The sequence below is a fragment of the Serratia sp. MMO-28 genome, from assembly GCF_037199905.1.
Taxonomy (GTDB): Bacteria; Pseudomonadota; Gammaproteobacteria; order Enterobacterales; family Enterobacteriaceae; genus Chania; species Chania oryzae.
The window spans coordinates 16408-39836 of sequence record NZ_JBBCVB010000020.1; the positions used below are offsets into that span (position 1 = coordinate 16408).

The 23429-nt window shown below is 51.4% G+C and carries 35 protein-coding genes; 3 read left to right on the top strand and 32 right to left on the bottom strand.

Going from position 1 to position 23429, the window contains the following annotated elements; genetic code table 11:
- Window positions 1–5 precede the first annotated feature (5 nt).
- From rplF to fkpA, 28 genes are all read right to left on the bottom strand, one after another.
- Window positions 6–539 carry a 50S ribosomal protein L6 gene (rplF, locus tag WG891_RS17495; protein WP_337263925.1) on the bottom strand — a complete coding sequence of 178 codons (534 nt, stop codon included), beginning with the start codon at window positions 537–539 and terminating at the stop codon, window positions 6–8.
- 14 nt (window positions 540–553) lie between these two features.
- Window positions 554–946 carry a 30S ribosomal protein S8 gene (gene rpsH, locus WG891_RS17500; RefSeq protein ID WP_076943280.1) on the bottom strand — a complete coding sequence of 131 codons (393 nt, stop codon included), beginning with the start codon at window positions 944–946 and terminating at the stop codon, window positions 554–556.
- A gap of 30 nt (window positions 947–976) precedes the next feature.
- Window positions 977–1282, bottom strand: a complete 306-nt coding sequence (rpsN, locus tag WG891_RS17505) for a 30S ribosomal protein S14 (protein ID WP_076943279.1) — start codon at window positions 1280–1282, stop codon at window positions 977–979.
- Window positions 1283–1295: 13 nt separating this feature from the next.
- Complete coding sequence (gene rplE / locus WG891_RS17510; RefSeq protein ID WP_076943278.1) at window positions 1296–1835, bottom strand: 50S ribosomal protein L5; 540 nt, start codon at window positions 1833–1835, stop codon at window positions 1296–1298.
- Between the two features lie 14 nt (window positions 1836–1849).
- On the bottom strand, window positions 1850–2164 hold the full coding sequence (rplX, locus tag WG891_RS17515; RefSeq protein ID WP_037402707.1) for a 50S ribosomal protein L24: 315 nt from the start codon (window positions 2162–2164) through the stop codon (window positions 1850–1852).
- A gap of 10 nt (window positions 2165–2174) precedes the next feature.
- A complete protein-coding gene (rplN, locus tag WG891_RS17520) occupies window positions 2175–2546 on the bottom strand; it encodes a 50S ribosomal protein L14 (RefSeq protein WP_000613954.1) in 372 nt (123 codons plus the stop codon).
- Between the two features lie 166 nt (window positions 2547–2712).
- Window positions 2713–2967 (bottom strand): 30S ribosomal protein S17, encoded by a 255-nt coding sequence (gene rpsQ, locus WG891_RS17525; protein WP_020837241.1) that lies wholly within the window; start codon window positions 2965–2967, stop codon window positions 2713–2715.
- Window positions 2968–3159, bottom strand: coding sequence for a 50S ribosomal protein L29 (rpmC, locus tag WG891_RS17530; protein WP_024912203.1), 192 nt, complete (start codon window positions 3157–3159; stop codon window positions 2968–2970). It abuts the gene before it with no gap.
- Window positions 3159–3569: a 50S ribosomal protein L16 gene (gene rplP / locus WG891_RS17535; protein ID WP_076943277.1), complete on the bottom strand. Its 411-nt coding sequence runs from the start codon at window positions 3567–3569 to the stop codon at window positions 3159–3161. Before rplP ends, rpmC begins: the two co-directional genes overlap by 1 nt.
- A 12-nt stretch (window positions 3570–3581) precedes the next feature.
- Window positions 3582–4280, bottom strand: coding sequence for a 30S ribosomal protein S3 (rpsC, locus tag WG891_RS17540; protein ID WP_004956187.1), 699 nt, complete (start codon window positions 4278–4280; stop codon window positions 3582–3584).
- Window positions 4281–4297: 17 nt separating this feature from the next.
- Complete coding sequence (gene rplV / locus WG891_RS17545) at window positions 4298–4630, bottom strand: 50S ribosomal protein L22 (RefSeq protein ID WP_002223844.1); 333 nt, start codon at window positions 4628–4630, stop codon at window positions 4298–4300.
- A 14-nt stretch (window positions 4631–4644) separates the two neighbouring features.
- Window positions 4645–4923 (bottom strand): 30S ribosomal protein S19, encoded by a 279-nt coding sequence (gene rpsS / locus WG891_RS17550; RefSeq protein ID WP_004929772.1) that lies wholly within the window; start codon window positions 4921–4923, stop codon window positions 4645–4647.
- 14 nt (window positions 4924–4937) lie between these two features.
- Window positions 4938–5762, bottom strand: a complete 825-nt coding sequence (gene rplB / locus WG891_RS17555) for a 50S ribosomal protein L2 (RefSeq protein WP_024912205.1) — start codon at window positions 5760–5762, stop codon at window positions 4938–4940.
- Window positions 5763–5780: 18 nt separating this feature from the next.
- Complete coding sequence (gene rplW, locus WG891_RS17560) at window positions 5781–6083, bottom strand: 50S ribosomal protein L23 (protein WP_004951179.1); 303 nt, start codon at window positions 6081–6083, stop codon at window positions 5781–5783.
- Entirely contained in the window at window positions 6080–6685 is a 606-nt protein-coding gene (gene rplD / locus WG891_RS17565; protein ID WP_004929779.1) for a 50S ribosomal protein L4, read from the bottom strand. The genes rplW and rplD overlap by 4 nt, the downstream gene beginning before the upstream one ends.
- 10 nt (window positions 6686–6695) lie before the next feature.
- On the bottom strand, window positions 6696–7325 hold the full coding sequence (gene rplC, locus WG891_RS17570; RefSeq protein ID WP_076943276.1) for a 50S ribosomal protein L3: 630 nt from the start codon (window positions 7323–7325) through the stop codon (window positions 6696–6698).
- A gap of 32 nt (window positions 7326–7357) precedes the next feature.
- Window positions 7358–7669 carry a 30S ribosomal protein S10 gene (rpsJ, locus tag WG891_RS17575; protein WP_001181005.1) on the bottom strand — a complete coding sequence of 104 codons (312 nt, stop codon included), beginning with the start codon at window positions 7667–7669 and terminating at the stop codon, window positions 7358–7360.
- 366 nt (window positions 7670–8035) lie between these two features.
- Window positions 8036–8515, bottom strand: coding sequence for a bacterioferritin (bfr, locus tag WG891_RS17580; protein ID WP_337263926.1), 480 nt, complete (start codon window positions 8513–8515; stop codon window positions 8036–8038).
- Between the two features lie 74 nt (window positions 8516–8589).
- Window positions 8590–8784 carry a bacterioferritin-associated ferredoxin gene (gene bfd, locus WG891_RS17585; protein ID WP_076943274.1) on the bottom strand — a complete coding sequence of 65 codons (195 nt, stop codon included), beginning with the start codon at window positions 8782–8784 and terminating at the stop codon, window positions 8590–8592.
- Between the two features lie 132 nt (window positions 8785–8916).
- The gene (gene tuf / locus WG891_RS17590; protein WP_337263927.1) at window positions 8917–10101 is read right to left on the bottom strand and encodes an elongation factor Tu; all 1185 of its coding nucleotides are present in this window, start codon (window positions 10099–10101) and stop codon (window positions 8917–8919) included.
- Window positions 10102–10172: 71 nt separating this feature from the next.
- On the bottom strand, window positions 10173–12281 hold the full coding sequence (gene fusA / locus WG891_RS17595; RefSeq protein WP_337263928.1) for an elongation factor G: 2109 nt from the start codon (window positions 12279–12281) through the stop codon (window positions 10173–10175).
- A gap of 97 nt (window positions 12282–12378) precedes the next feature.
- Entirely contained in the window at window positions 12379–12849 is a 471-nt protein-coding gene (rpsG, locus tag WG891_RS17600; protein ID WP_021181637.1) for a 30S ribosomal protein S7, read from the bottom strand.
- Window positions 12850–12945: 96 nt separating this feature from the next.
- Window positions 12946–13320, bottom strand: coding sequence for a 30S ribosomal protein S12 (gene rpsL, locus WG891_RS17605; RefSeq protein ID WP_004930426.1), 375 nt, complete (start codon window positions 13318–13320; stop codon window positions 12946–12948).
- A 143-nt stretch (window positions 13321–13463) separates the two neighbouring features.
- Window positions 13464–13751, bottom strand: coding sequence for a sulfurtransferase complex subunit TusB (gene tusB / locus WG891_RS17610; RefSeq protein WP_337263929.1), 288 nt, complete (start codon window positions 13749–13751; stop codon window positions 13464–13466).
- 12 nt (window positions 13752–13763) lie between these two features.
- Window positions 13764–14123 carry a sulfurtransferase complex subunit TusC gene (gene tusC, locus WG891_RS17615; protein ID WP_337263930.1) on the bottom strand — a complete coding sequence of 120 codons (360 nt, stop codon included), beginning with the start codon at window positions 14121–14123 and terminating at the stop codon, window positions 13764–13766.
- A 9-nt stretch (window positions 14124–14132) separates the two neighbouring features.
- Window positions 14133–14522: a sulfurtransferase complex subunit TusD gene (gene tusD / locus WG891_RS17620; RefSeq protein WP_076943269.1), complete on the bottom strand. Its 390-nt coding sequence runs from the start codon at window positions 14520–14522 to the stop codon at window positions 14133–14135.
- Complete coding sequence (locus WG891_RS17625; RefSeq protein ID WP_076943305.1) at window positions 14522–15244, bottom strand: helix-turn-helix transcriptional regulator; 723 nt, start codon at window positions 15242–15244, stop codon at window positions 14522–14524. The genes tusD and WG891_RS17625 overlap by 1 nt, the downstream gene beginning before the upstream one ends.
- Window positions 15245–15574: 330 nt before the next feature.
- A complete protein-coding gene (gene fkpA, locus WG891_RS17630) occupies window positions 15575–16444 on the bottom strand; it encodes an FKBP-type peptidyl-prolyl cis-trans isomerase (RefSeq protein ID WP_337263931.1) in 870 nt (289 codons plus the stop codon).
- A gap of 363 nt (window positions 16445–16807) precedes the next feature.
- Here fkpA and WG891_RS17635 point away from each other — a divergent pair, with 363 nt between their 5' ends.
- Window positions 16808–17035, top strand: a complete 228-nt coding sequence (locus tag WG891_RS17635) for a protein SlyX (RefSeq protein ID WP_337263932.1) — start codon at window positions 16808–16810, stop codon at window positions 17033–17035.
- A 43-nt stretch (window positions 17036–17078) separates the two neighbouring features.
- Here WG891_RS17635 and slyD read toward each other — a convergent pair whose 3' ends face one another.
- The 4 genes from slyD to kefG all read right to left on the bottom strand — a co-directional run bounded on the left by slyD (window position 17079) and on the right by kefG (window position 20344).
- Complete coding sequence (gene slyD, locus WG891_RS17640) at window positions 17079–17669, bottom strand: peptidylprolyl isomerase (protein WP_337263933.1); 591 nt, start codon at window positions 17667–17669, stop codon at window positions 17079–17081.
- Window positions 17670–17763: 94 nt separating this feature from the next.
- On the bottom strand, window positions 17764–17967 hold the full coding sequence (locus WG891_RS17645; RefSeq protein WP_037376686.1) for a YheV family putative zinc ribbon protein: 204 nt from the start codon (window positions 17965–17967) through the stop codon (window positions 17764–17766).
- 14 nt (window positions 17968–17981) lie between these two features.
- The gene (gene kefB, locus WG891_RS17650; protein WP_156294327.1) at window positions 17982–19790 is read right to left on the bottom strand and encodes a glutathione-regulated potassium-efflux system protein KefB; all 1809 of its coding nucleotides are present in this window, start codon (window positions 19788–19790) and stop codon (window positions 17982–17984) included.
- Window positions 19790–20344, bottom strand: a complete 555-nt coding sequence (gene kefG / locus WG891_RS17655) for a glutathione-regulated potassium-efflux system ancillary protein KefG (protein WP_337263984.1) — start codon at window positions 20342–20344, stop codon at window positions 19790–19792. Before kefG ends, kefB begins: the two co-directional genes overlap by 1 nt.
- Window positions 20345–20520: 176 nt before the next feature.
- Between kefG and WG891_RS17660 the strand changes: the two genes are divergently transcribed.
- Window positions 20521–22440 (top strand): ABC transporter ATP-binding protein, encoded by a 1920-nt coding sequence (locus WG891_RS17660; protein WP_337263934.1) that lies wholly within the window; start codon window positions 20521–20523, stop codon window positions 22438–22440.
- 245 nt (window positions 22441–22685) lie between these two features.
- Entirely contained in the window at window positions 22686–23414 is a 729-nt protein-coding gene (locus WG891_RS17665; RefSeq protein ID WP_337263935.1) for an ankyrin repeat domain-containing protein, read from the top strand.
- Window positions 23415–23429 lie beyond the last annotated feature (15 nt).

Consider the following 23429-nt stretch of genomic DNA (forward strand, 5'->3'; position numbering starts at 1 on the left):
TTACCTTACTTCTTCTTAGCCTCTTTGGTACGCACGACTTCGTCGGCGTAACGGACACCCTTGCCTTTGTAAGGCTCAGGACGGCGGTAGGCACGCAGATCTGCAGCAACCTGGCCAATAACTTGCTTATCAGTACCTTTCAGCACGATTTCAGTTTGGCTTGGGCATTCAGCAGTAATACCTGCTGGCAGCTGATGATCGATTGGGTGAGAGAAGCCGAGGGCTAAATTCACCACATTGCCTTTAACAGCAGCACGATAACCAACGCCTACCAGTTGAAGCTTCTTGGTGAAGCCTTCGGTAACACCGACAACCATTGCGTTCAGCAGAGCACGCGTAGTACCCGCTTGGGCCCATGCGTTAGCAAAACCTTCGCGCGGAGCGAAAGTCAGTGCGTTAGCTTCTTGCGTAACGATAACGGCGTCGTGGACTGTACGAGTCAGCTCGCCGTTTTTACCCTTAATCGAAATAACCTGACCGTTGAGTTTTACCTCTACGCCGGCAGGAATGACGACGGGTGCTTTTGCAACACGAGACATTCTTTCCTCCCGAATTAAGCTACGTAGCAGATAATCTCGCCACCAAGACCAGCCTGGCGAGCTGCACGATCGGTCATAACACCTTTAGAGGTAGAAATAACAGCGATACCCAAACCGGCCATAACTTTTGGCAGCTCATCTTTTTTCTTATAGATGCGCAGACCTGGACGACTGATACGCTGAATGCTTTCTACCACTGCCGCGCCCTGGAAGTACTTCAGTACCAGTTCCAGAACAGGCTTGGTATCGCCTTCGACTTTAAAATCTTCAATAAAACCTTCTTCCTTCAGCACTTTGGCAATTGCCACTTTCAGCTTGGAGGAAGGCATGGTGACCGCAACTTTGTTCGCGGCTTGACCGTTACGGATACGGGTCAGCATATCCGCGATCGGATCTTGCATGCTCATCTGTCTTTACTCCCGTGATTCAATTGGTAATTACCAGCTAGCTTTCTTCAGGCCTGGTACTTCACCGCGCATTGCGGCTTCACGTAGCTTGATACGGCTCAACCCGAATTTGCCCACATAACCATGTGGACGGCCAGTTTGGCGGCAGCGCTTACGCTGACGAGACGGGCTGGAATCACGCGGCAGACTTTGCAGCTTGAGAACAGCATCCCAACGATCTTCGTCGGAAGAGTTCACACCAGAAATGATAGCTTTCAATTCCTCGCGCTTAGCGCGGTACTTGTTAGCCAGTTTCACGCGAACGACTTCGCGTGCTTTCATTGATTGTTTAGCCATCAGTAACCCTGCCTTACTTGCGGAATGGGAATTTGAAAGCAGCCAACAGCGCACGGCCTTCATCATCAGATTTCGCAGTAGTGGTAATGGTAATATCCAAACCACGAACGCGATCGACTTTGTCATAGTCGATTTCTGGGAAGATGATTTGCTCACGCACACCCATGCTGTAGTTTCCACGGCCATCGAATGACTTGGCGGACAAGCCACGGAAGTCACGGATACGTGGAACAGCAATGGTAATCAGACGCTCAAAGAACTCCCACATGCGTTCGCCACGCAGAGTTACTTTACAGCCGATCGGATAGCCCTGGCGGATTTTGAAGCCTGCAACAGATTTGCGTGCTTTGGTGATAAACGGCTTTTGACCGGAGATTGCTGCCAAATCAGCTGCTGCATTGTCCAGCAGTTTCTTGTCAGCGATCGCTTCACCAACACCCATATTCAGGGTGATCTTCTCGACCCGAGGGACTTGCATGACAGAGTTGTAATCAAACTGAGACATCAGTTGTTTGACTACCTCGTCTTTGTAGTAATCATGCAGTTTCGCCATCGTCATACTCCAAATTACTTGATAGTTTCGCTATTTGACTTGAAGAAACGGACTTTTTTGCCGTCTTCGAATCTAAAGCCTACACGGTCAGCCTTACCAGTAGCCGCGTTGAAAAGGGCAATGTTAGAAACCTGAATAGCAGCTTCTTTTTCAACAATGCCACCTGGTTGGTTCAGAGCCGGAACAGGCTTCTGATGTTTTTTAACCAGGTTGATCCCTTCAACAATGACCTTACTCGCAGACAGGACACTTTTTACTTTACCGCGTTTACCTTTGTCTTTACCGGTAATCACGATAACTTCGTCATCACGACGGATTTTCGCTGCCATGGTTCGCTCCTTAGAGTACTTCTGGTGCCAGAGAGATAATTTTCATGAACTTCTCATTACGCAGTTCACGAGTTACCGGCCCAAAAATACGCGTACCGATAGGCTGCTCGCTGTTATTGTTTAAAATAACGCATGCATTACCATCGAAGCGAATGACAGAACCGTCCGGGCGACGTACACCCTTCTTGGTGCGCACCACTACCGCCTTCAGCACATCGCCTTTCTTCACCTTACCGCGAGGAATTGCTTCCTTGATGGTAATTTTGATGATGTCGCCGACGCCTGCGTAGCGACGGTGCGAGCCACCTAGAACCTTGATACACATTACGCGACGTGCACCGGAGTTGTCGGCCACGTTCAGCATAGTCTGTTCTTGGATCATGTTAGTGCTCCGCTAATGTCAACTACAACTTTAGGACCCATTAATAGGTCGTTGAAAAGCCCCATAACTGAGGGCGCAGCATTATAACACCGCATCCAAAGTATGGGTAGAAAAAATAAACGGCCCACTTTCTGAGCCGTTTATTAGGTTAGAGCCAGCTACTCTATTACAGAATCGCTTTCTCTACAACGCGAACCAACGTCCAGGACTTAGTCTTGGACAGTGGACGGCATTCGCGGATTTCTACCACGTCGCCGATGCCACATTCGTTGTTCTCGTCATGTACATGCAGCTTAGTCGTACGCTTGATGAACTTCCCGTAAATTGGGTGTTTCACCGTACGTTCGATAGCAACAACCATGGATTTCTCCATTTTGTCACTAACAACACGACCTTGCAGAGTACGGATAATATCAGTCATTTACGCACCCGCCTTTTCAGTCAGTAAAGTCTTAACACGTGCGACATTACGACGCACTTGCTTCAACAGGTGAGTTTGTTGCAGTTGGCCACTCGCCGCCTGCATGCGTAAGTTAAATTGCTCACGCAGCAGGTTGAGCAGCTCAGTGTTCAGCTCTTCAACACTTTTTTGACGCAGCTCTTGTGCTTTCATTACATCACCGTCTTAGTTACAAAGGTGGTTTTGATCGGCAGTTTCGCTGCTGCCAGCTTGAACGCTTCGCGGGCGATTTCTTCCGGCACACCGTCCATTTCGTACAGGACTTTACCAGGTTGGATCAGGGCAACCCAATACTCCACGTTACCCTTACCTTTACCCATACGCACTTCAAGCGGCTTCTCGGTGATCGGTTTGTCCGGGAATACACGGATCCAGATCTTACCTTGACGCTTAACTGCACGAGTCATTGCACGACGAGCTGCTTCGATTTGACGAGCAGTCAGACGGCCACGGCCAACAGCTTTCAGACCGAAAGTGCCGAAGCTAACATCCGTACCTTGCGCCAGACCACGGTTGCGGCCCTTGTGCACCTTACGGAATTTTGTACGCTTTGGTTGTAACATCAGCGACTCTCCTTACTTGCGGCCTTTACGCTGCTGCTTTTTAGGTTGAGCAGCCGGTTCCGGTTGTTCAACTGCAGCCATACCACCCAGGATCTCACCTTTGAAGATCCATACCTTAACGCCGATTACACCATAAGTGGTGTGCGCTTCAGATGTGTTGTAATCGATATCCGCACGCAGTGTGTGCAACGGAACACGACCTTCACGGTACCATTCGGTACGCGCGATTTCAGCACCGCCAAGACGGCCGCTTACTTCAACTTTGATACCTTTAGCGCCAAGACGCATTGCGTTCTGTACAGCACGCTTCATAGCACGACGGAACATAACGCGACGTTCCAGCTGTGAAGTGATGCTGTCAGCAACCAATTTAGCGTCCAGTTCCGGTTTACGGACTTCGGCGATGTTAATCTGTGCAGGAACGCCAGCGATATCCGCTACGACCTTACGCAGTTTTTCGACATCTTCACCTTTCTTGCCGATAACGATGCCTGGACGAGCGGTGTGAATAGTCACACGGATGCTCTTCGCAGGACGCTCGATAACGATGCGCGAAACGGAAGCTTTCGCCAGTTCTTTAGTCAAGAATTGGCGAACTTTAAAGTCGCTGTCCAGGTTGTCAGCGAATTCTTTGGTATTCGCATACCAAGTAGAGTTCCAAGGTTTGACAATACCCAGGCGAATACCATTAGGATGTACTTTCTGACCCATTGCTAGTCTCCAGAGTCTCAGCGATCGGACACAACCACAGTAATGTGGCTGGTGCGCTTCAGGATGCGATCTGCACGACCTTTTGCACGCGGCATAATGCGCTTCATGCTTGGGCCTTCGTCGACGAAAATTTTCGTGACTTTCAGATCATCGATGTCAGCGCCATCGTTGTGTTCTGCGTTAGCAATGGCAGACTCCAGCACTTTCTTAACCAGACCAGCAGCTTTCTTGTTGGTATAGGTCAGGGTTTCCAGAGCTTGCGACACTTTCTTACCGCGGATCAGGTCTGCAACAAGGCGAACCTTCTGAGCAGAAGAACGAGCGTGGCGATGTTTAGCGATAGTTTCCATCTCTTCCTCCTACCTTAGCGCTTTTTAGCTTTTTTATCAGCCGCATGGCCGCGATAAGTACGAGTCGGCGCGAATTCACCCAGTTTGTGACCGACCATTTCATCGGAAACGAACACTGGTACGTGCTGACGACCATTATGGACAGCGATGGTCAAACCGATCATGTTAGGAAAGATCGTTGAACGACGGGACCAAGTGCGCAAAGGCTTCTTGTCACCGCTTTCCACCGCTTTCTCTACCTTCTTCAGCAAGTGCAGGTCAATAAAAGGACCTTTCTTGAGAGAACGTGGCATGGCTTATCCTCTAATTATTTTTTACTACGGCGACGTACGATGAACTTGTCAGTACGCTTGTTGCTACGGGTCTTCTTACCTTTGGTCTGAACGCCCCACGGAGTTACCGGGTGCTTACCAAAGTTACGACCTTCACCACCACCGTGCGGGTGATCGACTGGGTTCATCGCCGTACCGCGAACGGTAGGACGAACACCACGCCAACGTGCAGCACCTGCTTTACCCAGAACGCGAAGCATATGTTCAGCGTTACCGACTTCACCCAGGGTGGCGCGGCAATCAACTGGAACTTTACGCATTTCGCCAGAGCGCAGACGCAGAGTTACGTAGGAACCATCACGTGCAACGATCTGAACGTAAGCACCGGCAGAACGAGCCAGCTGGCCGCCTTTACCTGGTTTCATTTCTACGTTATGAACCGTTGAACCGACTGGAATGTTGCGCATCGGCAGGGTGTTACCTGCTTTGATTGCAGCATCAACACCAGATTGGATCTGGTCACCAGCTTTCAGGCCTTTCGGCGCCAGGATGTAACGGCGTTCGCCGTCTTTGTACAGAACCAGCGCGATGTTCGCGGAACGGTTCGGATCGTACTCCAGACGCTCAACCACAGCAGGGATACCATCTTTGTTGCGTTTGAAGTCAACCAGACGATAGTGTTGCTTGTGGCCACCACCGATATGACGGGTGGTGATACGACCATTGTTGTTACGACCACCGCTTTTGCTCAATTTCTCAAGCAACGGGGCGTAAGGTTTACCCTTGTGCAGCTCAGGGTTAACCACTTTAACAACATGGCGACGACCCGGAGATGTAGGTTTACATTTAACAATTGCCATTGTTCTTACTCCTCCGACTTACTCTGCGCCGCCGATGAAGTCCAGATTCTGGCCTTCTTTCAGGGTGACGTAAGCTTTTTTCCAGTCGCTACGACGACCAACACGCTGACCGTGACGCTTCACTTTCCCTTTAACTACCAGGGTGTTTACGTCTTCGACTTCGACTTCAAACAGTTTCTGCACTGCAGCTTTGATTTCTGCTTTGGTCGCGTCTTTGGCAACTTTGAGAACGATGGTGTTACTTTTTTCCATCGCTGCGGATGCTTTTTCAGATACGTGCGGTGCACGCAGCACTTTCAGCAAACGTTCTTCACGGATCATGCCAGCATCTCCTCAACTTGCTTCACAGCATCAGCAGTCATAACCACTTTGTCGAAGGCGATCAGGCTAACTGGGTCGATACCTGCTACATCGCGCACGTCAACCTTGTACAGGTTACGCGCAGCCAGGAACAGATTCTCATCCAGTTCACCGGTCACGATCAGCACATCTTCCAGCGCCATATCTTTCAGTTTCTGTGCCAGCAGCTTGGTTTTAGGCGCTTCTACAGAGAACTTCTCGACAACGATCAGACGATCTTGACGTACCAGTTCGGACAGAATGCTTTTCAGCGCGCCGCGGTACATCTTTTTGTTTACTTTCTGACTGTGGTCCTGTGGCTTGGCAGCGAAGGTTACACCACCGGAACGCCAGATCGGGCTCTTTACAGAACCTGAACGCGCACGGCCAGTACCTTTCTGACGCCACGGTTTTTTACCGGAACCAGTTACTTCAGCACGGGTCTTCTGAGCACGAGTACCTTGACGGGCACCTGCTGCATAAGCAACAACAACCTGGTGTACCAGCGCTTCGTTGAAATCACGACCGAAGGTAGTTTCGGAAACAGTCAGCGCGCTTTGCGCGTCTTTCAATACTAATTCCATTGCTATCCCCTTACGCCTTCACAGCTGGTTTAACGATCAGGTTGCCACCGGTAGCACCCGGTACAGCACCCTTAACCAGCAGCAGGTTGCGCTCAGCGTCAACACGTACTACGTCCAGGCTTTGAACGGTTACACGCTCGTCACCCAGGTGGCCAGCCATTTTCTTGCCTTTGAACACTTTGCCCGGAGTCTGGTTCTGACCGATAGAACCCGGAACGCGGTGAGACAAGGAGTTACCGTGGGTAGCGTCTTGGGTACGGAAGTTCCAGCGCTTTACAGTGCCAGCAAAACCTTTACCTTTAGAAGTACCGGTAACGTCGACTTTTTTAACGTCAGAGAAAATCTCAACGCTAATTTCCTGACCTGCAGCGAACTCTTGGCCTTCTTCAAGGCGGAATTCCCACAGACCACGGCCAGCTTCAACGCCAGCTTTAGCGAAATGGCCCGCTTCCGGTTTGGTCACACGGTTAGCTTTTTTGCTACCGGTAGTGACCTGAATGGCACGGTACCCGTCGGTCGCCAGGTCTTTAACCTGAGTCACGCGGTTCGCTTCAATTTCAATTACGGTTACTGGGATAGAAACGCCATCTTCAGTGAAGATACGCGTCATGCCCACTTTTTTACCGACTAAACCAATCATTGTTTCAACCTCTCAATCGCTCAATGACCTGATTAACCCAGGCTGATCTGCACGTCTACACCGGCAGCCAGATCCAGACGCATCAGAGCATCAACGGTTTTCTCGGTTGGCTCAACGATGTCAACCAGACGCTTGTGAGTGCGAATCTCGTACTGATCACGCGCATCTTTGTTGACGTGCGGAGAGATCAGAACGGTAAAGCGCTCTTTGCGAGTTGGCAGCGGGATCGGACCACGGACTTGCGCACCAGTGCGCTTGGCAGTCTCGACGATTTCCGCAGTTGATTGATCGATCAGACGATGATCAAACGCTTTCAGGCGGATACGGATTCTTTGGTTCTGCATGAGACCAGAGCTCCAATTATTTATAAACGTAAATAATTACTCCTCACACCCATTTCGATTGATGGGGGAGTGTAATCGTCAACATATAACCCCCATATCGGGAGTATTGTTCGAAGGGCAAAACGAGCTTGCCTATCGACTGATTCGCTAAAATCAGGCTTACCTTGATCAGGTAAGCCCGCGCATTATACGCAAAACGGGCCAGGAAGCAAGTCACGGATGGAAATATGCGCAGGATTGCGGCGATCTTGGTTTGCAGTGACGCTTTGAGGTAAAACAGAGGAAGTGGCAATCATTGATAATAGCCCCCTAACCTACTGCTCTTAAATCACGAATCAGGCGAGGGGCTATAAAAAACCGTGAAAATCAGTCTTTACGCTCGAGTATCTGTGCTTGGGCATAGTTTTGAATGCCGAGACGTTCGATCAGACTCAGCTCAGTTTCCAGCCAGTCGATGTGCCCTTCCTCATCGGCCAGCACATCCCTCATCAGATCGCGGCTGACATAATCATGGATCGAGTCGGCATAAGCGATAGCTTCCCGCAGATTTTTAGCACCATCCAACTCAAGTGCCAAATCGGACCTCAGCATCTCTTCGATATCTTCACCAATATTCAGCTTACCGAGATCCTGCAGGTTAGGTATCCCCTCAAGGAACAAAATACGCTCGATATAACGATCGGCATGTTTCATCTCATCGATGGACTCGTGATATTCCTTATCATTGAGGCGCATCAGCCCCCAGTTTTTGAACATTCGCGCATGCAGGAAGTATTGATTGATGGCAACCAACTCGTTACCGAGCAGTTTGTTGAGATGAGCAATAAGTTTTTTATCACCTTTCATAAGTATGTCCTCCTAGGCAGTTCTAGAAGTGTAGAACCTGCTGAACAAGAGTCAAAAAATAACCATACCTTTTATTAGGCGACTTTATGCATATGGATGATGCTCGCGCGTTCCTCCACCATAATTTGCCTTGCCTGACGAATGCACTTCCCACAGTCAGTGCCAAGCGGCACCAAGTCACGCAACTGCTTCATGGTATGGGGGTTGTGCTGACGAACCGCCTTGCGGATTGCTTTATCAGTCACGGCATTACACAGACATACATACATAGAAAGACTCACTTCTTAACCAATACAGTAAGTCTAAATAGGAATTGTTTTTATTTCAATTAACATTTAAATAAATTGTATAAAAAAAGGGCACCTAAGTGCCCTCTTTTCGTGCTTCTAAGTTACTTGCTATTAAGCAAGAACTTTAGCAACCACGCCCGCACCTACAGTACGGCCGCCTTCACGGATTGCGAAACGCAGACCGTCGTCCATCGCGATTGGGTGAATCAGGGTTACAACCATGTTCACGTTATCGCCTGGCATTACCATCTCTACGCCTTCTGGCAGTTCGATGGTACCGGTCACGTCAGTTGTACGGAAGTAGAACTGTGGACGGTAGCCTTTGAAGAATGGCGTATGACGGCCACCTTCTTCTTTGCTCAGGATATACACTTCTGAGTCAAATTTGGTGTGTGGCTTGATAGAACCTGGTTTAGCCAGAACCTGACCACGCTCGATGTCTTCACGCTTGATACCACGCAGCAGAACACCTACGTTCTCACCCGCACGGCCTTCGTCCAGCAGTTTGCGGAACATTTCAACGCCGGTACAGGTAGACTTAACGGTGTCTTTGATACCAACGATTTCAACTTCTTCACCAACCTTGATGATACCGCGCTCTACACGACCGGTAACAACGGTACCACGACCGGAGATGGAGAAAACGTCTTCGATTGGCAGCAGGAATGGCTTGTCAATCGCACGCTCTGGTTCTGGGATGTAAGAATCCAGATGACCAGCCAGCTCGATGATCTTCTCTTCCCACTCTGGCACGCCATTCAGCGCTTGCAGAGCTGAACCACGAACCACCGGCAGATCATCACCAGGGAAGTCATAAGCAGACAGAAGTTCACGCACTTCCATTTCTACCAGTTCCAGCAGCTCTTCATCATCAACCATGTCACATTTGTTCATGAACACGATGATGTAAGGAACGCCAACCTGACGACCCAGCAGGATGTGCTCACGGGTCTGTGGCATTGGGCCATCAGTCGCAGCAACTACCAGGATCGCGCCGTCCATCTGAGCAGCACCGGTGATCATGTTTTTCACGTAGTCGGCGTGCCCTGGGCAGTCAACGTGCGCGTAGTGACGAGTCGGGGTGTCATATTCAACGTGAGAGGTGTTGATGGTGATACCACGAGCTTTTTCTTCTGGCGCGTTATCGATCTGATCGAAAGCACGTGCGTTACCGCCGTAGGTTTTAGCCAGTACGGTAGTGATTGCAGCAGTCAGGGTAGTTTTACCATGGTCAACGTGGCCGATAGTACCAACGTTAACGTGCGGTTTGGAACGTTCAAATTTTTCTTTAGACACGGCTATATTCCTTACTCTTATGCTCCCCCCTCATGGAGAGAGCACTGGATCAATGTTTTAAACCCGGCAGCTTATTTACCACGGGCTTCGATAACGGCCTGAGCGACGTTGTTCGGCGCTTCAGCATACTTCAAGAACTCCATGGAGTATGAAGCACGGCCCTGGGTCTGAGAACGCAGGTCAGTAGCATAACCAAACATTTCAGACAGTGGAACCTGAGCGCGAACGGTTTTACCGGTGGCAGTATCATCCATGCCTTCGATCATACCGCGACGACGGTTCAGGTCACCAATAACGTCACCCATGTAATCTTCAGGGGTTTCGACTTCAACCTTCATCACTGGCTCAAGCAGAACTGGCTTGGCTTTCTTAAACGCGTCTTTAAACGCGATAGAAGCGGCCAATTTAAACGCCAATTCAGAGGAGTCAACATCGTGGTAAGAACCGAAGTGCAGACGCACCTTGATGTCAACAACCGGATAACCAGCCAGAGGACCAGCTTTCAACTGCTCCTGGATGCCTTTATCAACAGCAGGGATGAATTCCTTAGGAATCGTACCACCCACGATGTCGTTGACAAATTCATAACCAGCACCGCCTGGAGGCAATGGCATCATATCGATCACTACGTGACCATACTGACCGCGACCACCAGACTGCTTAGCATGCTTACCTTCGATGTCAGTAACTTTGTCGCGAATCGTTTCACGATAAGCAACCTGCGGCTTACCGACGTTCGCTTCAACGTTAAATTCACGACGCATACGGTCAACCAGTACATCCAGGTGCAGTTCACCCATACCTGCGATGATGGTTTGACCTGACTCTTCGTCAGTCCACACGCGGAAGGATGGATCTTCCTTCGCCAGACGGCCCAGAGCCAGACCCATTTTTTCTTGGTCAGCTTTGGTTTTCGGCTCAACAGCAACCGAAATTACCGGATCTGGGAACTCCATACGCTCCAGAATGATCGGGTTAGCTGGATCACATAGAGTGTCACCGGTGGTTACGTCTTTCAGACCGATAGCCGCAGCGATGTCACCAGCACGAACTTCTTTGATCTCTTCACGCTTGTTAGCATGCATCTGAACAATACGGCCCAGACGTTCACGCTGTGCTTTCACTGAGTTCAGTACGGTATCACCGGAGTTAACCACACCGGAGTAAACACGGAAGAACGTCAGGTTACCCACGAATGGGTCGGTAGCGATCTTAAACGCCAGCGCCGAGAACGGCTCTTTGTCGTCAGAATGACGCACTGCTGGCGTATCTTTACCGTCGTCCAGAATACCGTTGATGGATTCAACGTCAGTTGGCGCAGGCAGATATTCGACAACCGCATCCAGCATTGCCTGTACGCCTTTGTTTTTAAACGCAGAACCACAGGTAACCAGGATAATTTCGTTGTTCAGCACGCGCTGACGCAGAGCTTTCTTGATTTCTTCCTCGGTCAGCTCTTCGCCACCCAAGTACTTATCCATCAGCTCTTCTGAAGCTTCAGCAGCAGACTCAACCAGATTCTGGTGCCATTCTTCAGCCAGTTCCTGCATGTCCGCCGGGATCTCTTCGTATTCGAAGGACACGCCCTGGTCAGCATCGCTCCAGTTGATGGCTTTCATTTTCACCAGGTCAACAACACCGGTGAATTTCTCTTCCGCGCCGATCGCCAGTTGCAATGGAACCGGGTTCGCTGCCAGACGAGATTTAAGCTGGCCAACAACTTTCAGGAAGTTAGCACCCATGCGGTCCATTTTGTTAACGAACGCGATGCGTGGAACTTTGTATTTGTTTGCCTGACGCCATACGGTTTCAGACTGCGGCTGAACACCACCAACCGCACAGTAAACCATTACTGCACCATCAAGGACACGCATGGAACGTTCTACTTCGATAGTGAAGTCAACGTGCCCCGGGGTATCGATGATGTTGATACGGTGCGGTTCAAACTGCTTGGCCATACCAGACCAGAAAGCGGTGGTCGCAGCGGAGGTGATAGTGATACCACGTTCCTGTTCCTGCTCCATCCAGTCCATGGTCGCGGTGCCTTCGTGCGTTTCACCAATCTTATGGTTTACACCGGTATAGAACAGAATACGTTCGGTAGTGGTGGTCTTACCGGCGTCGATGTGAGCACTGATACCGATATTACGGTAGCGCGCAATGGGTGTTGTACGAGCCATTTGATTCCTCTATTGCCTTAGGCGTTCAAGTTCGGTTAATCCAAGCGGGTTAGCGACTTGACGCGCCCGCTTGGTTAGCATAACTACAGCGTGGTAATTACCAGCGGTAGTGGGCGAACGCCTTGTTGGCCTCTGCCATACGGTGAACGTCTTCACGCTTCTTAACAGCAGAACCTTTGTTCTCTGCTGCGTCAGACAGTTCGTTCGCCAGGCGCAGAGCCATGGATTTATCACCACGTTTACGAGCAGCATCAACGATCCAACGCATTGCCAGGGCATTACGACGAACCGGACGAACTTCAACTGGTACCTGGTAAGTAGAACCGCCAACGCGACGCGACTTAACTTCTACAGTCGGGCGAACGTTGTCGAGAGCGACTTCGAAAGCTTCCAGGTGACCTTTACCAGAACGCTGGGCCAGGGTTTCCAGCGCGGTATAGACGATTGCTTCTGCAGTAGATTTTTTACCATCTACCATCAGGATATTAACAAATTTGGCCAACAGCTCGGATCCGAACTTAGGATCTGGCAGGATTTTACGTTGACCAATAACGCGACGACGTGGCATGGAAATACTCCGTTGTAAATTCAGGATTGTCCAAAACTCTACGAGTTTATTTTGACATTAAAGTGAAAATGTTTGGCCTTACTTAACGAAGAACCATTAAGCCTTTGGCTTCTTCACGCCGTACTTGGAACGAGCTTGCTTACGGTCTTTAACACCGGAGCAGTCAAGTGCGCCGCGAACGGTGTGATAACGCACACCTGGCAGGTCTTTTACACGACCGCCGCGGATCAGGATCACGGAGTGTTCCTGCAGGTTGTGGCCTTCACCACCGATGTAGGAAGTCACTTCGAAACCGTTAGTCAAACGCACACGGCAAACTTTACGCAGTGCTGAGTTTGGTTTTTTCGGGGTAGTAGTATATACGCGGGTACATACACCACGTTTCTGCGGGCAGGCTTCCAGCGCTGGAACGTTGCTTTTAGCAGCCTTCACAGAGCGTGGTTTGCGAACCAGCTGATTAATTGTTGCCATTAAAAAGCTCCTGGTTTTTGCTTCGTTTCTTGCTTCGTAAACATGTGATAAATCCCCTCGTATGCACTACTGGCAAAGTACGAGGACGCAGAATTTTATGGCTGACCAGTAGAGGTGTCAAGAAATATACAACATCCCGTCGATTACCACGCCATTTGGCTAGGATGCTTTTCGGTTAATTCAACGAAGTGAGTATAGTCGACAAGCGTAATATCGTGCGAAATATGACCAACCAACCCTCTAGCCTCGACATCGGCCTGCAGCGCATACAGAGATATGGGGGCATTGAGCAGCAGATCAAGGTGAGTGCTGCCCATAAGGCCCGCCAACACGCCGTCCTGCAGCAGCAATAGGGCGTCATCCTGCATGGTGAGCCGTAACAAGGTGGGCAAATCGCAATAACTCGGTGAATGGCTCAGGGTATACAGCATGAAAATATCCTACTAGAAAGTCATCACCACATCATAAGCGGCCAACTGCTGTCGCAGCCTATCCGCTGGCAAAACCTCTGCCGCCAGCACCCAGTCAGTGGTCTGTTGCAAACCGCGATCCTGCAGTGACGCCTCGCAGAGATAACAGTTCTCGACGTCATACAATGGCAACACACCGAAGGTGGCGATGTAATTACGCGCCAGAATCTTTTCCGGCTGCTGGCCTGGAAGCAGTTGCAACACGCCATCGCCGATAAAAAATACGCCGATATCTTCGCTCAACGCCGAAGTTGCAAGCAGCGCATCCAGCCCCTCTCTACCGGCAGAACTGCCATGCGGCCCATGGGTAAAAACAAACGCCACTCGTTTCATCTTGCTCTCTTAAAACTGCACCAGGCGATCGCAACTCAACGCAGCTTGCGCCAGCGATCCCAAACCACTGAGGGTGAACCCCTCCTGCAAATTAGCCGAACTCAGCCCAAGCTGTGCGGCTTCCTGCTCATCGGTAATACCGCGCCGCAAAGCCGCAGCGACGCAGATATTCAGCTCAATGCCGTGTTGCCTGGATAACCCAACCCAGGCACGCACCAAATCGAACTCGTCGCTCGCCGGGGAGGTCAGTTGATTGGCATTCAAAACACCTTCGCGGTAAAAAAACACGCTAGAGAGGTTATGCCCGGCCGCCAGCAACGCCTGAGCAAACTGCCAGGCACTGCTGGCCTGCTGGGTGCCATACGCCGGGCCGGTGACCAGCAGGCAGTAATTCAGCATCAACGCTCACTTCCCAACAGATCGCCGCTTTTAAACTGGCGGATATACAGGTACACGGTATGTTTGGAGATATTCAGACGCTCGGCCACCTGGTTAATCGCATCCTTGATATCAAAAATGCCTTTTTCGTAGAGGTTAAGCACTATCTGGCGATTTTTGGCGTTATTGGACACGTTGCGATCGACGTTCACCTCTTCGATAGTGAATTCCAGCGTTTGGGCAACCAGATCGTCCACGGAAGACGCGAAGTTGACCGAAGAGGCCACTTCCTGAGTTTCTGGCGGCATAAATGTCTGTATCACCTGCGAGAACGGCACATCAAGGTTCATGTTGATACACAATAGGCCGATCACACGTTGCTCGCGATTACGAATGGCGATAGTCACTGATTTCATCAGCACGCCGCTTTTGGCACGGGTGAAATAGGCCTGGGAAACGCTGCTGTCGGCACCAGCCATGTCATGCAGCATACGCAGCGCCAAGTCAGTGATAGGCGAACCGATTTTGCGCCCGGTATGCTCACCATTGGCGATACGTACTGCAGAACACTTCAGATCTTCCAACGAATGCAGCACGATTTCACAATGAGCACCGATCAACATCGCCAGGCCGTCCACCACGGCTTCGTAAGATTTCAGGATTTCATGATCCGTCTGGCTAAACGGACGCTCATTCAGCAAATCAAGTTCACTGGCTTCGCCGGATAAAAGCGAATTAGACATCGAAGATACCACCCTCATAGATCGCCTGAGCCAGGGGACGCAGCTAAAACTGCTCGTGCAGAGTTCCGTCAGCGGGAAGCCAGAAACAGCTTTAGATACACGCCCTTAGGGGCAGGCGCATAACTCATAAATCCAGACATTGGACTTGGCAAAATAGCCAAATCAACATCCTTGCATTTGCGCGTGGTAATGACGTTAAGCCCGATGCCCGGCAGGCGTCAAGCAATCAGTAAGGGGAGAAAGTAAACTTGCAGGGGATTTTGCATTATTCGCTGGGACAGAAATGACAACCGCCGCGAAGAACCTTCGCGGCGGTTGGGGAAAAACGGCTTATTTCGCTTTAGCGTCTGCTGGTTTAGCTTCTGCTGCTGGCTCTTCAGCTGCTTTTTCTTCTGCTGCTTTTTCGTCAACTTTAGCGGCTGGTTTCACATCCAGCAGTTCAACGTCAAACACCAGAGTAGAGTTGGCTGGGATCCCTGGAACACCCGTTTTACCGTAGGCCAAGGCCGGTGGAATAACCAGCTTGATTTTGCCGCCTTTCTTAATGTGTTTTAGGCCTTCGGTCCAACCTGGGATCACACCATCCAGACGGAACGACAGCGGCTCGCCACGGGTGTAAGAGTTGTCAAACTCAGTACCATCGGTCAGAGTCCCTTTGTAGTTCACCACGACAGTATCGCTGTCTTTTGGTGCTTCACCGGTACCTTCTTTCTCTACCAGGTACAGCAAGCCAGACTCAGTTTTCTTCACGCCTTTCTCTTTGGCGAAAGCTTCGCTGTATTTAGCCCCTTTGGCTTCGTTTTCTTTGGCATCCTGCTCCATCTTCGCCTGAGCAGAAGCTTTCACACGTGCTTCAAAGCTTTGCAGAGTTTTCTCAATATCGCCATCGTTCAGCTTGCTCTTGTTGGCAAACGCATCCTGAACACCAGAGATCAACTGCTCTTTATCCAGCGTGATACCCAGCTTTTCTTGCTCTTTCAGCGAGTTTTCCATGTAACGACCCAGTGAAGCACCCAGGGCATACGCAGCCTGCTCATCATCATTCTTGAATTTGCCGGTGCTTGGTGCTTCTGCAGGTTTAGCCGCTTCAGCAGCAGGCGCATCAGCGGGTTTAGCGGCATCAGCAGCCATTACCTGAGTGGTACCCAGAGCGAAAGCCATGGTCGTTGCCAGAAGCGTGACTTTAAACAAAGATTTCATCCATTTCTCCAGTGTTTGAAGCAGTGCTCCAAACGATCATTAAGTAAGTTAACCGGGCTACTATAGCTGCCTGAAACAAAACAAAACAGCCACACAGGTGACCAATCGAGTCAAAGTGTGACCTTAGATTTGCCTATAAGTTTCCAACCTCTGCCTAGCTAGCTGATAATTCAGAGCTTTCTTCTAACGGCAGCCACGCTGGACTATCCACCCCGACGACTTGAAGCGCTCTTTTCCTCAGCACATCCTAGGGATGTGATGGGATGTAAAGACACCGCATTCATAAATAGCGCAGCGCAAAGCGGGCAGCTACTGTTAACATAGCGCCAGTCTCCCGGATTGAACAGTGCCAGAGGTAATATCATGCACAATGCCGACAACGAAAGTCTGTTAAAGCGGCTGGAAGAGCTGGAAAGCCGCCAGGCTTTTCAGGAAGTCACCATTGAAGAACTTAATCAAACCGTGGTGCAGCATCAGCTTGAAATGCTGAAGCTGCAGGAACATCTGCGCTTACTCACCGATAAACTGCGTGCGACGCAACCTTCTATGATCGCCCCACAGTCAGAGGAAACGCCGCCGCCACATTACTAAAAAGGCCGCCGAAGCGACCTTTTTTGCAGTGACGATGCCAGAATTAATGGCAACCGCAACCGCCATTACCACCACAACCGCCTTTCTTGCCATGATGATGGCCTTCATGGTCATGATCGTGGCCATGACCACCACAGCAACCATCACCATGCTCGTGGTGGTGATCATGTTCGCCATGCACGTGCCCATGCGCCAGCTCTTCTGCGGTGGCTTCGCGGATCGCAACCACTTCTACGTGGAAGTTCAGGTTCTGGCCAGCCAGCATATGGTTGCCATCAACCACCACGTGATCGCCATCCACTTCGGTGATCTCAACCGGGACCGGGCCCTGATCGGTATCCGCCAGGAAGCGCATGCCAACCTGCAGTTCGTCAACGCCCATAAAGACGTCTTTCGGTACGCGCTGCACCAGGTTTTCGTCATAGTCGCCGTAAGCTTCGTTTGCGCCGACGTGCACATCAAAACTGTCGCCCGCATCGTGGCCTTCGAGTGCTTTTTCCAGACCTGAGATCAGAGAACCATGCCCGTGCAGATAGTCCAACGGTGCACTCACCGGAGACTCATCAACCAAAACACCGTCTTCTGTACGTACTTGGTAAGCCAGGCTGACCACCAAGTCTTTTGCTACTTTCATGATATCTCCTACCGTTGGAAACTAAATCGGTGAAGATTGTATCGGAAATCTGCACCGCTGTACCCTCCAGCATAAAAAATCACGGCAGATATCGCTACTCAGGGTGGAAAATACCAATCACCTGCTCCTGCGGGCGAACGTGCTTTTCCACCTGTTGTTCGGTCTGGCGCTGATGGTGGCCACATTTGACGCACTCCACCACTTCAACCTGATCTTCGCGCCAAACCGCCAGCGTATCCATCGCGTTACAGCTTGGGCAAACCGCCCCGGCGATAAATCTTTTACGTGTTGCAGACATCATTGCGCTCCAAATTATTCGTGTTCATCCCAACCATCGTACTGGCGTTTCTCTTTTTGCATTTCACGATGGAACAACTCTTCCAGCTCTCGCCGGGCTTCTTTCACGCGGGAAATCTGCGCCACGTCGCCCTGATGCGGCGGCATCAGCTCACGCAACATCCGCATATCCAAACGGCGGAAATGCTGCTGCGCACGATAAGCCTGGTGCGGATGCATCCCCAATTCCGTCAACGCTTTACGCCCCAATTCCAAGGCGCTGGAGAAGGTTTCGCGGGTGAACTGCTTCACCCCGGCCTGCAACAGCTCATGCGCCTCCACACGGCCACGGGCGCGCGCCAACAGGGTGAGATTAGGAAAGTGCTGCTGGCACAAATGCACAATCGCCATCGTGTCTTCCGGTTCATTACAGGTAATCACGATGGACTTGGCTTTCTCTGCACCGGCGGCGCGCAGCAATTCCAGCTCCGTCGCGTCACCATAGTAAACCTTATAGCCATAACGGCGCAGCACGCCGACCGCGCTGACATCACGCTCAAGCACGGTAATTCGCATCTTGTTAGCCATCAGCAAGCGGCCAACCACCTGGCCAAAACGCCCGAAACCAACGATGATCACCTGCGGATCGTCATCAGCCACGTACGGTGCTTCTTCATGATCGTCTTTGGCGTTGTAGCGGCGCACCAGAATGCGATCGATAATCTGCATCAGTAACGGCGTAGTCATCATCGACAGCGTTACCACCACCAGCAGCAGAGCCAACTGATCCGAGTTCAGTACATGCTGCGCCAGCGCCGCCGAGAAAAGCACGAAGGCAAATTCACCGCCTTGGCTCAGGACACCCGCAAACTGCAGACGCACCGAATGATGCAGGCCGAAAATGCGCGCCAATACATACAACACACCCGATTTAATCGCCACTAACAGCAAGACACCCAACAAAATCTCGGCCAGATGGGTGTAGAGCACACCGATATTCAGCTCCATCCCCACCGAAATAAAGAACAGCCCGAGCAACAGCCCCTTAAAGGGTTCAATGGCGATTTCCAACTCGTGGCGATATTCGCTTTCGGCCAGCAACACACCGGCGATAAAGGTCCCGAGCGCCATGGAAAGGCCCAGTTCCTCCATAAACAGAGCGGCCCCAAGCACCACCAGCAAAGCGGCGGCAGTGAAGATCTCACGCACGCCAGAAGAGGCGATATAGCGGAACAGCGGGCGCAGCAGAAAACGGCCGCCGATCAGCATGCCGCCAAACGCCGCCACCTTAGTGGCGATCTCCGCCCAGTCATCGCTGGTGCCACCACCACCGGCCAGAATCGGGATCAGGGCCAACGCGGGGATCACTGCCATGTCCTGAAACAACAGCACCGAGAACCCCAACTGCCCGCCCTCGTTGCGATTCATGCCCTTTTCACGCATCAGTTGCAGTGCCATAGCGGTCGACGACATCGCCAGGCCAATCCCGCCAATCACCGCCGCCTGCCAGGCAAAGTGGCTGAAATACAGCAACGCTCCCAGTATTGCTGCCGTGATTAATACCTGCCCGGCGCCCACCCCAAAGATCGAACGGCGCAGTTCCCACAGCTTGGCCGGGTTCAGTTCCAACCCGATGATAAACATCAGGAACACCACGCCAAGTTCAGAAAAGTGCAGGATCTCATCCACATCGCGGATAAACCCTAGCCCCCACGGGCCAATCGCGATACCGGCGATCAAATAGCCCAATACCGCACCGATCCCCAGACGGCGCGCAATCGGCACGGTCACCACGGCAGCAAACAAAAACAGCAGTATTGCTGTCAATAAAGACGCCCCTTCCATCACACTCTCCCTGTATGCGGTAACGGGTTACTCAGCCAATCAGCATAAGCGCTGGCATGGTGTTTCAATACTTCCGGTTTCTGCCGACGAGCCCAATAGACCACCATCGGTGTCAGCCAGTGCATATGGCACATGGCAGCAGTCAGCTCAAACGGGCGCAGGATATCTTCGATCGGGTAACGATTATACCCGCCGGTGCGATAGGCCCCTTCCGGTTCACCGGTGGTGATCACCGAACGCCAGTATTTTCCTGCCAACGCGTTGCCGCCCACACCGCTGGCAAAACCGCGCGACAGCACGCGATCCAGCCACTCTTTCAGCAAGGCCGGGCAGCTATAGGTGTATAAAGGATGTTGAAAAACAATAACCTGATGGTCACGCAGCAGCTGTTGTTCATGGTGGATATCAATAAAAAAATCGGGATAGTGCGCGTAGAGATCGTGCACGGTGACATGTTCCAACTGCTGCGCCGGTTGTAACAAAACCCGGTTTGCGACCGAGTCCTGGGATTCCGGATGGGCATACAGCAGCAAAACCTTCGGCAGCTGCGACATCATTCCCCTCCAAAGCGTCGTCAGGGTAGCGGATTTCCGTTACCATGCACGCAAAGATCAATAATAGGGCAGCCTACCCGCCGTCTTTCAAGCGCCAGCTTGAAATCCATAGGGTATCTGCGCCCTGTTAACGTAAACTCATCCCAATTTAACATACTCTGAACATACGGCGCTTTATGATTGTTTTCTCCTCGCTACAAATCCGACGCGGCACGCGCGTCCTGTTGGACAACGCCACGGCGACGGTTAATCCCGGTCAGAAAGTCGGCTTGGTGGGCAAAAATGGCTGTGGTAAATCCACGCTGCTGGCCCTGCTGAAGGGCGAAATCGCCGCAGACGGTGGCAGCTATACCTTCCCTGGCAACTGGGCACTGGCCTGGGTGAATCAGGAAACACCTGCGCTGGATGTACCCGCCATCGAGTATGTGATTGATGGTGATCGCGAATTCCGCCAGCTCGAAGCCGATTTACAGTTGGCAAACGATAAAAATGATGGCCATGCCATCGCCACGCTGCACGGCAAGCTCGACGCTATCGACGCCTGGACCATCCGCGCGCGCGCTGCCAGCCTATTGCACGGCTTAGGTTTCTCTAACGAACAGTTGCAAAGCCCGGTACGTGCCTTCTCGGGCGGCTGGCGCATGCGCCTGAACCTGGCGCAGGCCCTGGTTTGCCGTTCCGACCTGCTGCTGCTCGACGAACCAACCAACCACCTGGATTTGGATGCGGTAATCTGGCTGGAGCGCTGGCTGAAAGGCTATGCAGGCACTCTGGTGCTGATTTCGCATGACCGCGACTTCCTCGACCCGATCGTTGATAAAATCCTGCACATCGAAAACCAGACCATCAACGAATACACCGGTAACTACTCCTCGTTCGAGCGCCAGCGTGTCACCAAGCTGGCACAACAGCAATCGCTTTACCAAAGCCAGCAGGAAAAAGTGGCGCATCTGCAAAGCTATATCGATCGCTTCCGCGCCCAGGCCACCAAAGCCAAGCAGGCGCAGAGCCGTATCAAGATGCTGGAACGCATGGAGCTGATCGCCCCGGCGCACGTCGATAACCCATTCAGCTTCAGTTTCCGCCAGCCGGAAAGCCTGCCGAATCCGCTGCTGCGCATGGAAAAAGTCAGCGCGGGTTATGGCGAGAAAGTGATCCTGCAATCGATCAAGCTCAATCTGGTGCCCGGTTCCCGCATTGGTCTGCTGGGGCGTAACGGTGCCGGTAAATCGACGCTGATCAAGCTACTGGCAGGCACGCTGGAACCATTAAGCGGCGAGGTCGGGTTAGCGAAAGGCATCAAGCTCGGCTATTTTGCCCAGCATCAGTTGGAGTTCCTGCGCGCCGATGAATCGCCGCTGCAACACCTGAGCCGCATTGCGCCTCGGGTGCTGGAACAGCAGTTACGCGATTACCTCGGCGGCTTCGGCTTCCAGGGCGACAAAGTCACCGAGGCGACCGAGCGTTTCTCCGGCGGCGAAAAAGCGCGGCTGGTTCTGGCATTGATCGTCTGGCAACGCCCTAACCTGCTGCTGCTTGATGAACCGACCAACCACCTGGATCTGGATATGCGCCAGGCGCTGACCGAAGCGCTGATCGATTTCGAAGGCGCGCTGGTGGTGGTTTCGCACGACCGTCACCTGCTGCGCTCCACCACCGACGATCTGTATCTGGTACACGACGGCCAGGTGGAACCCTTCGAAGGAGATCTGGACGATTACCAGCAGTGGCTGAGCGATCTGCAAAAGCAGCAGGCGCAGCAGGACGCGGCACCGAAGCAAGATAGCGGCAACAGCGCACAGGCGCGTAAAGATCAAAAGCGCCGTGAGGCCGAATTCCGTACGCAAACTCAGCCGCTACGCAAACAGATCGCCAAGCTGGAACAGCAGATGGAGAAATTGGGGGCAGCGTTGGCAGCAGTAGAAGAGCAACTGGCCGACTCAGCGCTGTATGACATCAGCCGCAAGGCCGATCTGACCGAGTGCCTGCAAAAACAGAGCCAGACCAAATCCGCCCTGGAACAAACAGAAATGGCCTGGCTGGAGGCGCAAGAACAGTTGGAAACGCTGACTCAGGCATTTGAATCAGAAGGTTAATACCCCGTTACGTCTGGATACTGGAGTTCGCCTTGCGGTACAAGGCGAACTCAGGATGTAAACCGGCAGCACCATTAAGCCCCCTTTTCACCACGGCGAAGCAGCGCTTGCCGCCTACAAGTAACCCGCATTATTTGGGTTTATTTAAAATTCAATTTTTTTGAATATCATGCTCAATATAACTACTGGTGTTATCAGCAGAAATCATCTAAAAACACCTTTTAAACTGACCTCTGCGGAATAAGATGATGAAATTAGCAAAAATAATATTTCTAGCCAGCCTTGTTGCTTCTAGTTCTTTTAATTTGTACGCACAAGAAAAAAAGGGCAACGTAGATTTATCAAAATTCAGATTCAGCTATGAAGAGATGCAGCAAATTGCCAACCCTAAGTTGCTATCGCATCGTATTTTCTATGAGACCCCTTCAGTTGGCCCAGATGCCGCCTGGTTCGACGCAGTTAAACAAGGCAATTTAGCCACCGTTAAAAAAATGGTCGAAGCGGGGCAAAATCTTGAAGCAAAAGATGAAGCCTCTTTAGGACAAACCGCATTAGGCTGGGCCGCATTCATTGGTTATTTGGATATCGTCCAATATCTGACTGAGCAAGGGGCCGATATTCGCGCCACCGATAGAGCCGATGTTTATAATACGGTGAAATCCGCCGTGATGGGTAAAAACGCCGAAGTTGTTAAATATCTGCATGAGCGTTTAAAGAACGAAGTAGACTGGAATGCCAAAGAAAAAGATGGTGAAACACTGTTTATGGTCGCCGCGGTGGATGGCAGACTCGACACCGTCAAATACATTCTGCAATTTAACCCAGATTTAAACGTCGTCGCGATAAACGAGAATCCTAAAATTAACGCCAGCCCTCTCAGCGGTGCCTGCGAACACGGCTTTACCGATGTGGCAAATCTGCTGATCGAAAAAGGGGCGATCAATCATAAAACGGGTAAATCAAGCTGCGATTAATCTGTTCATTGATTA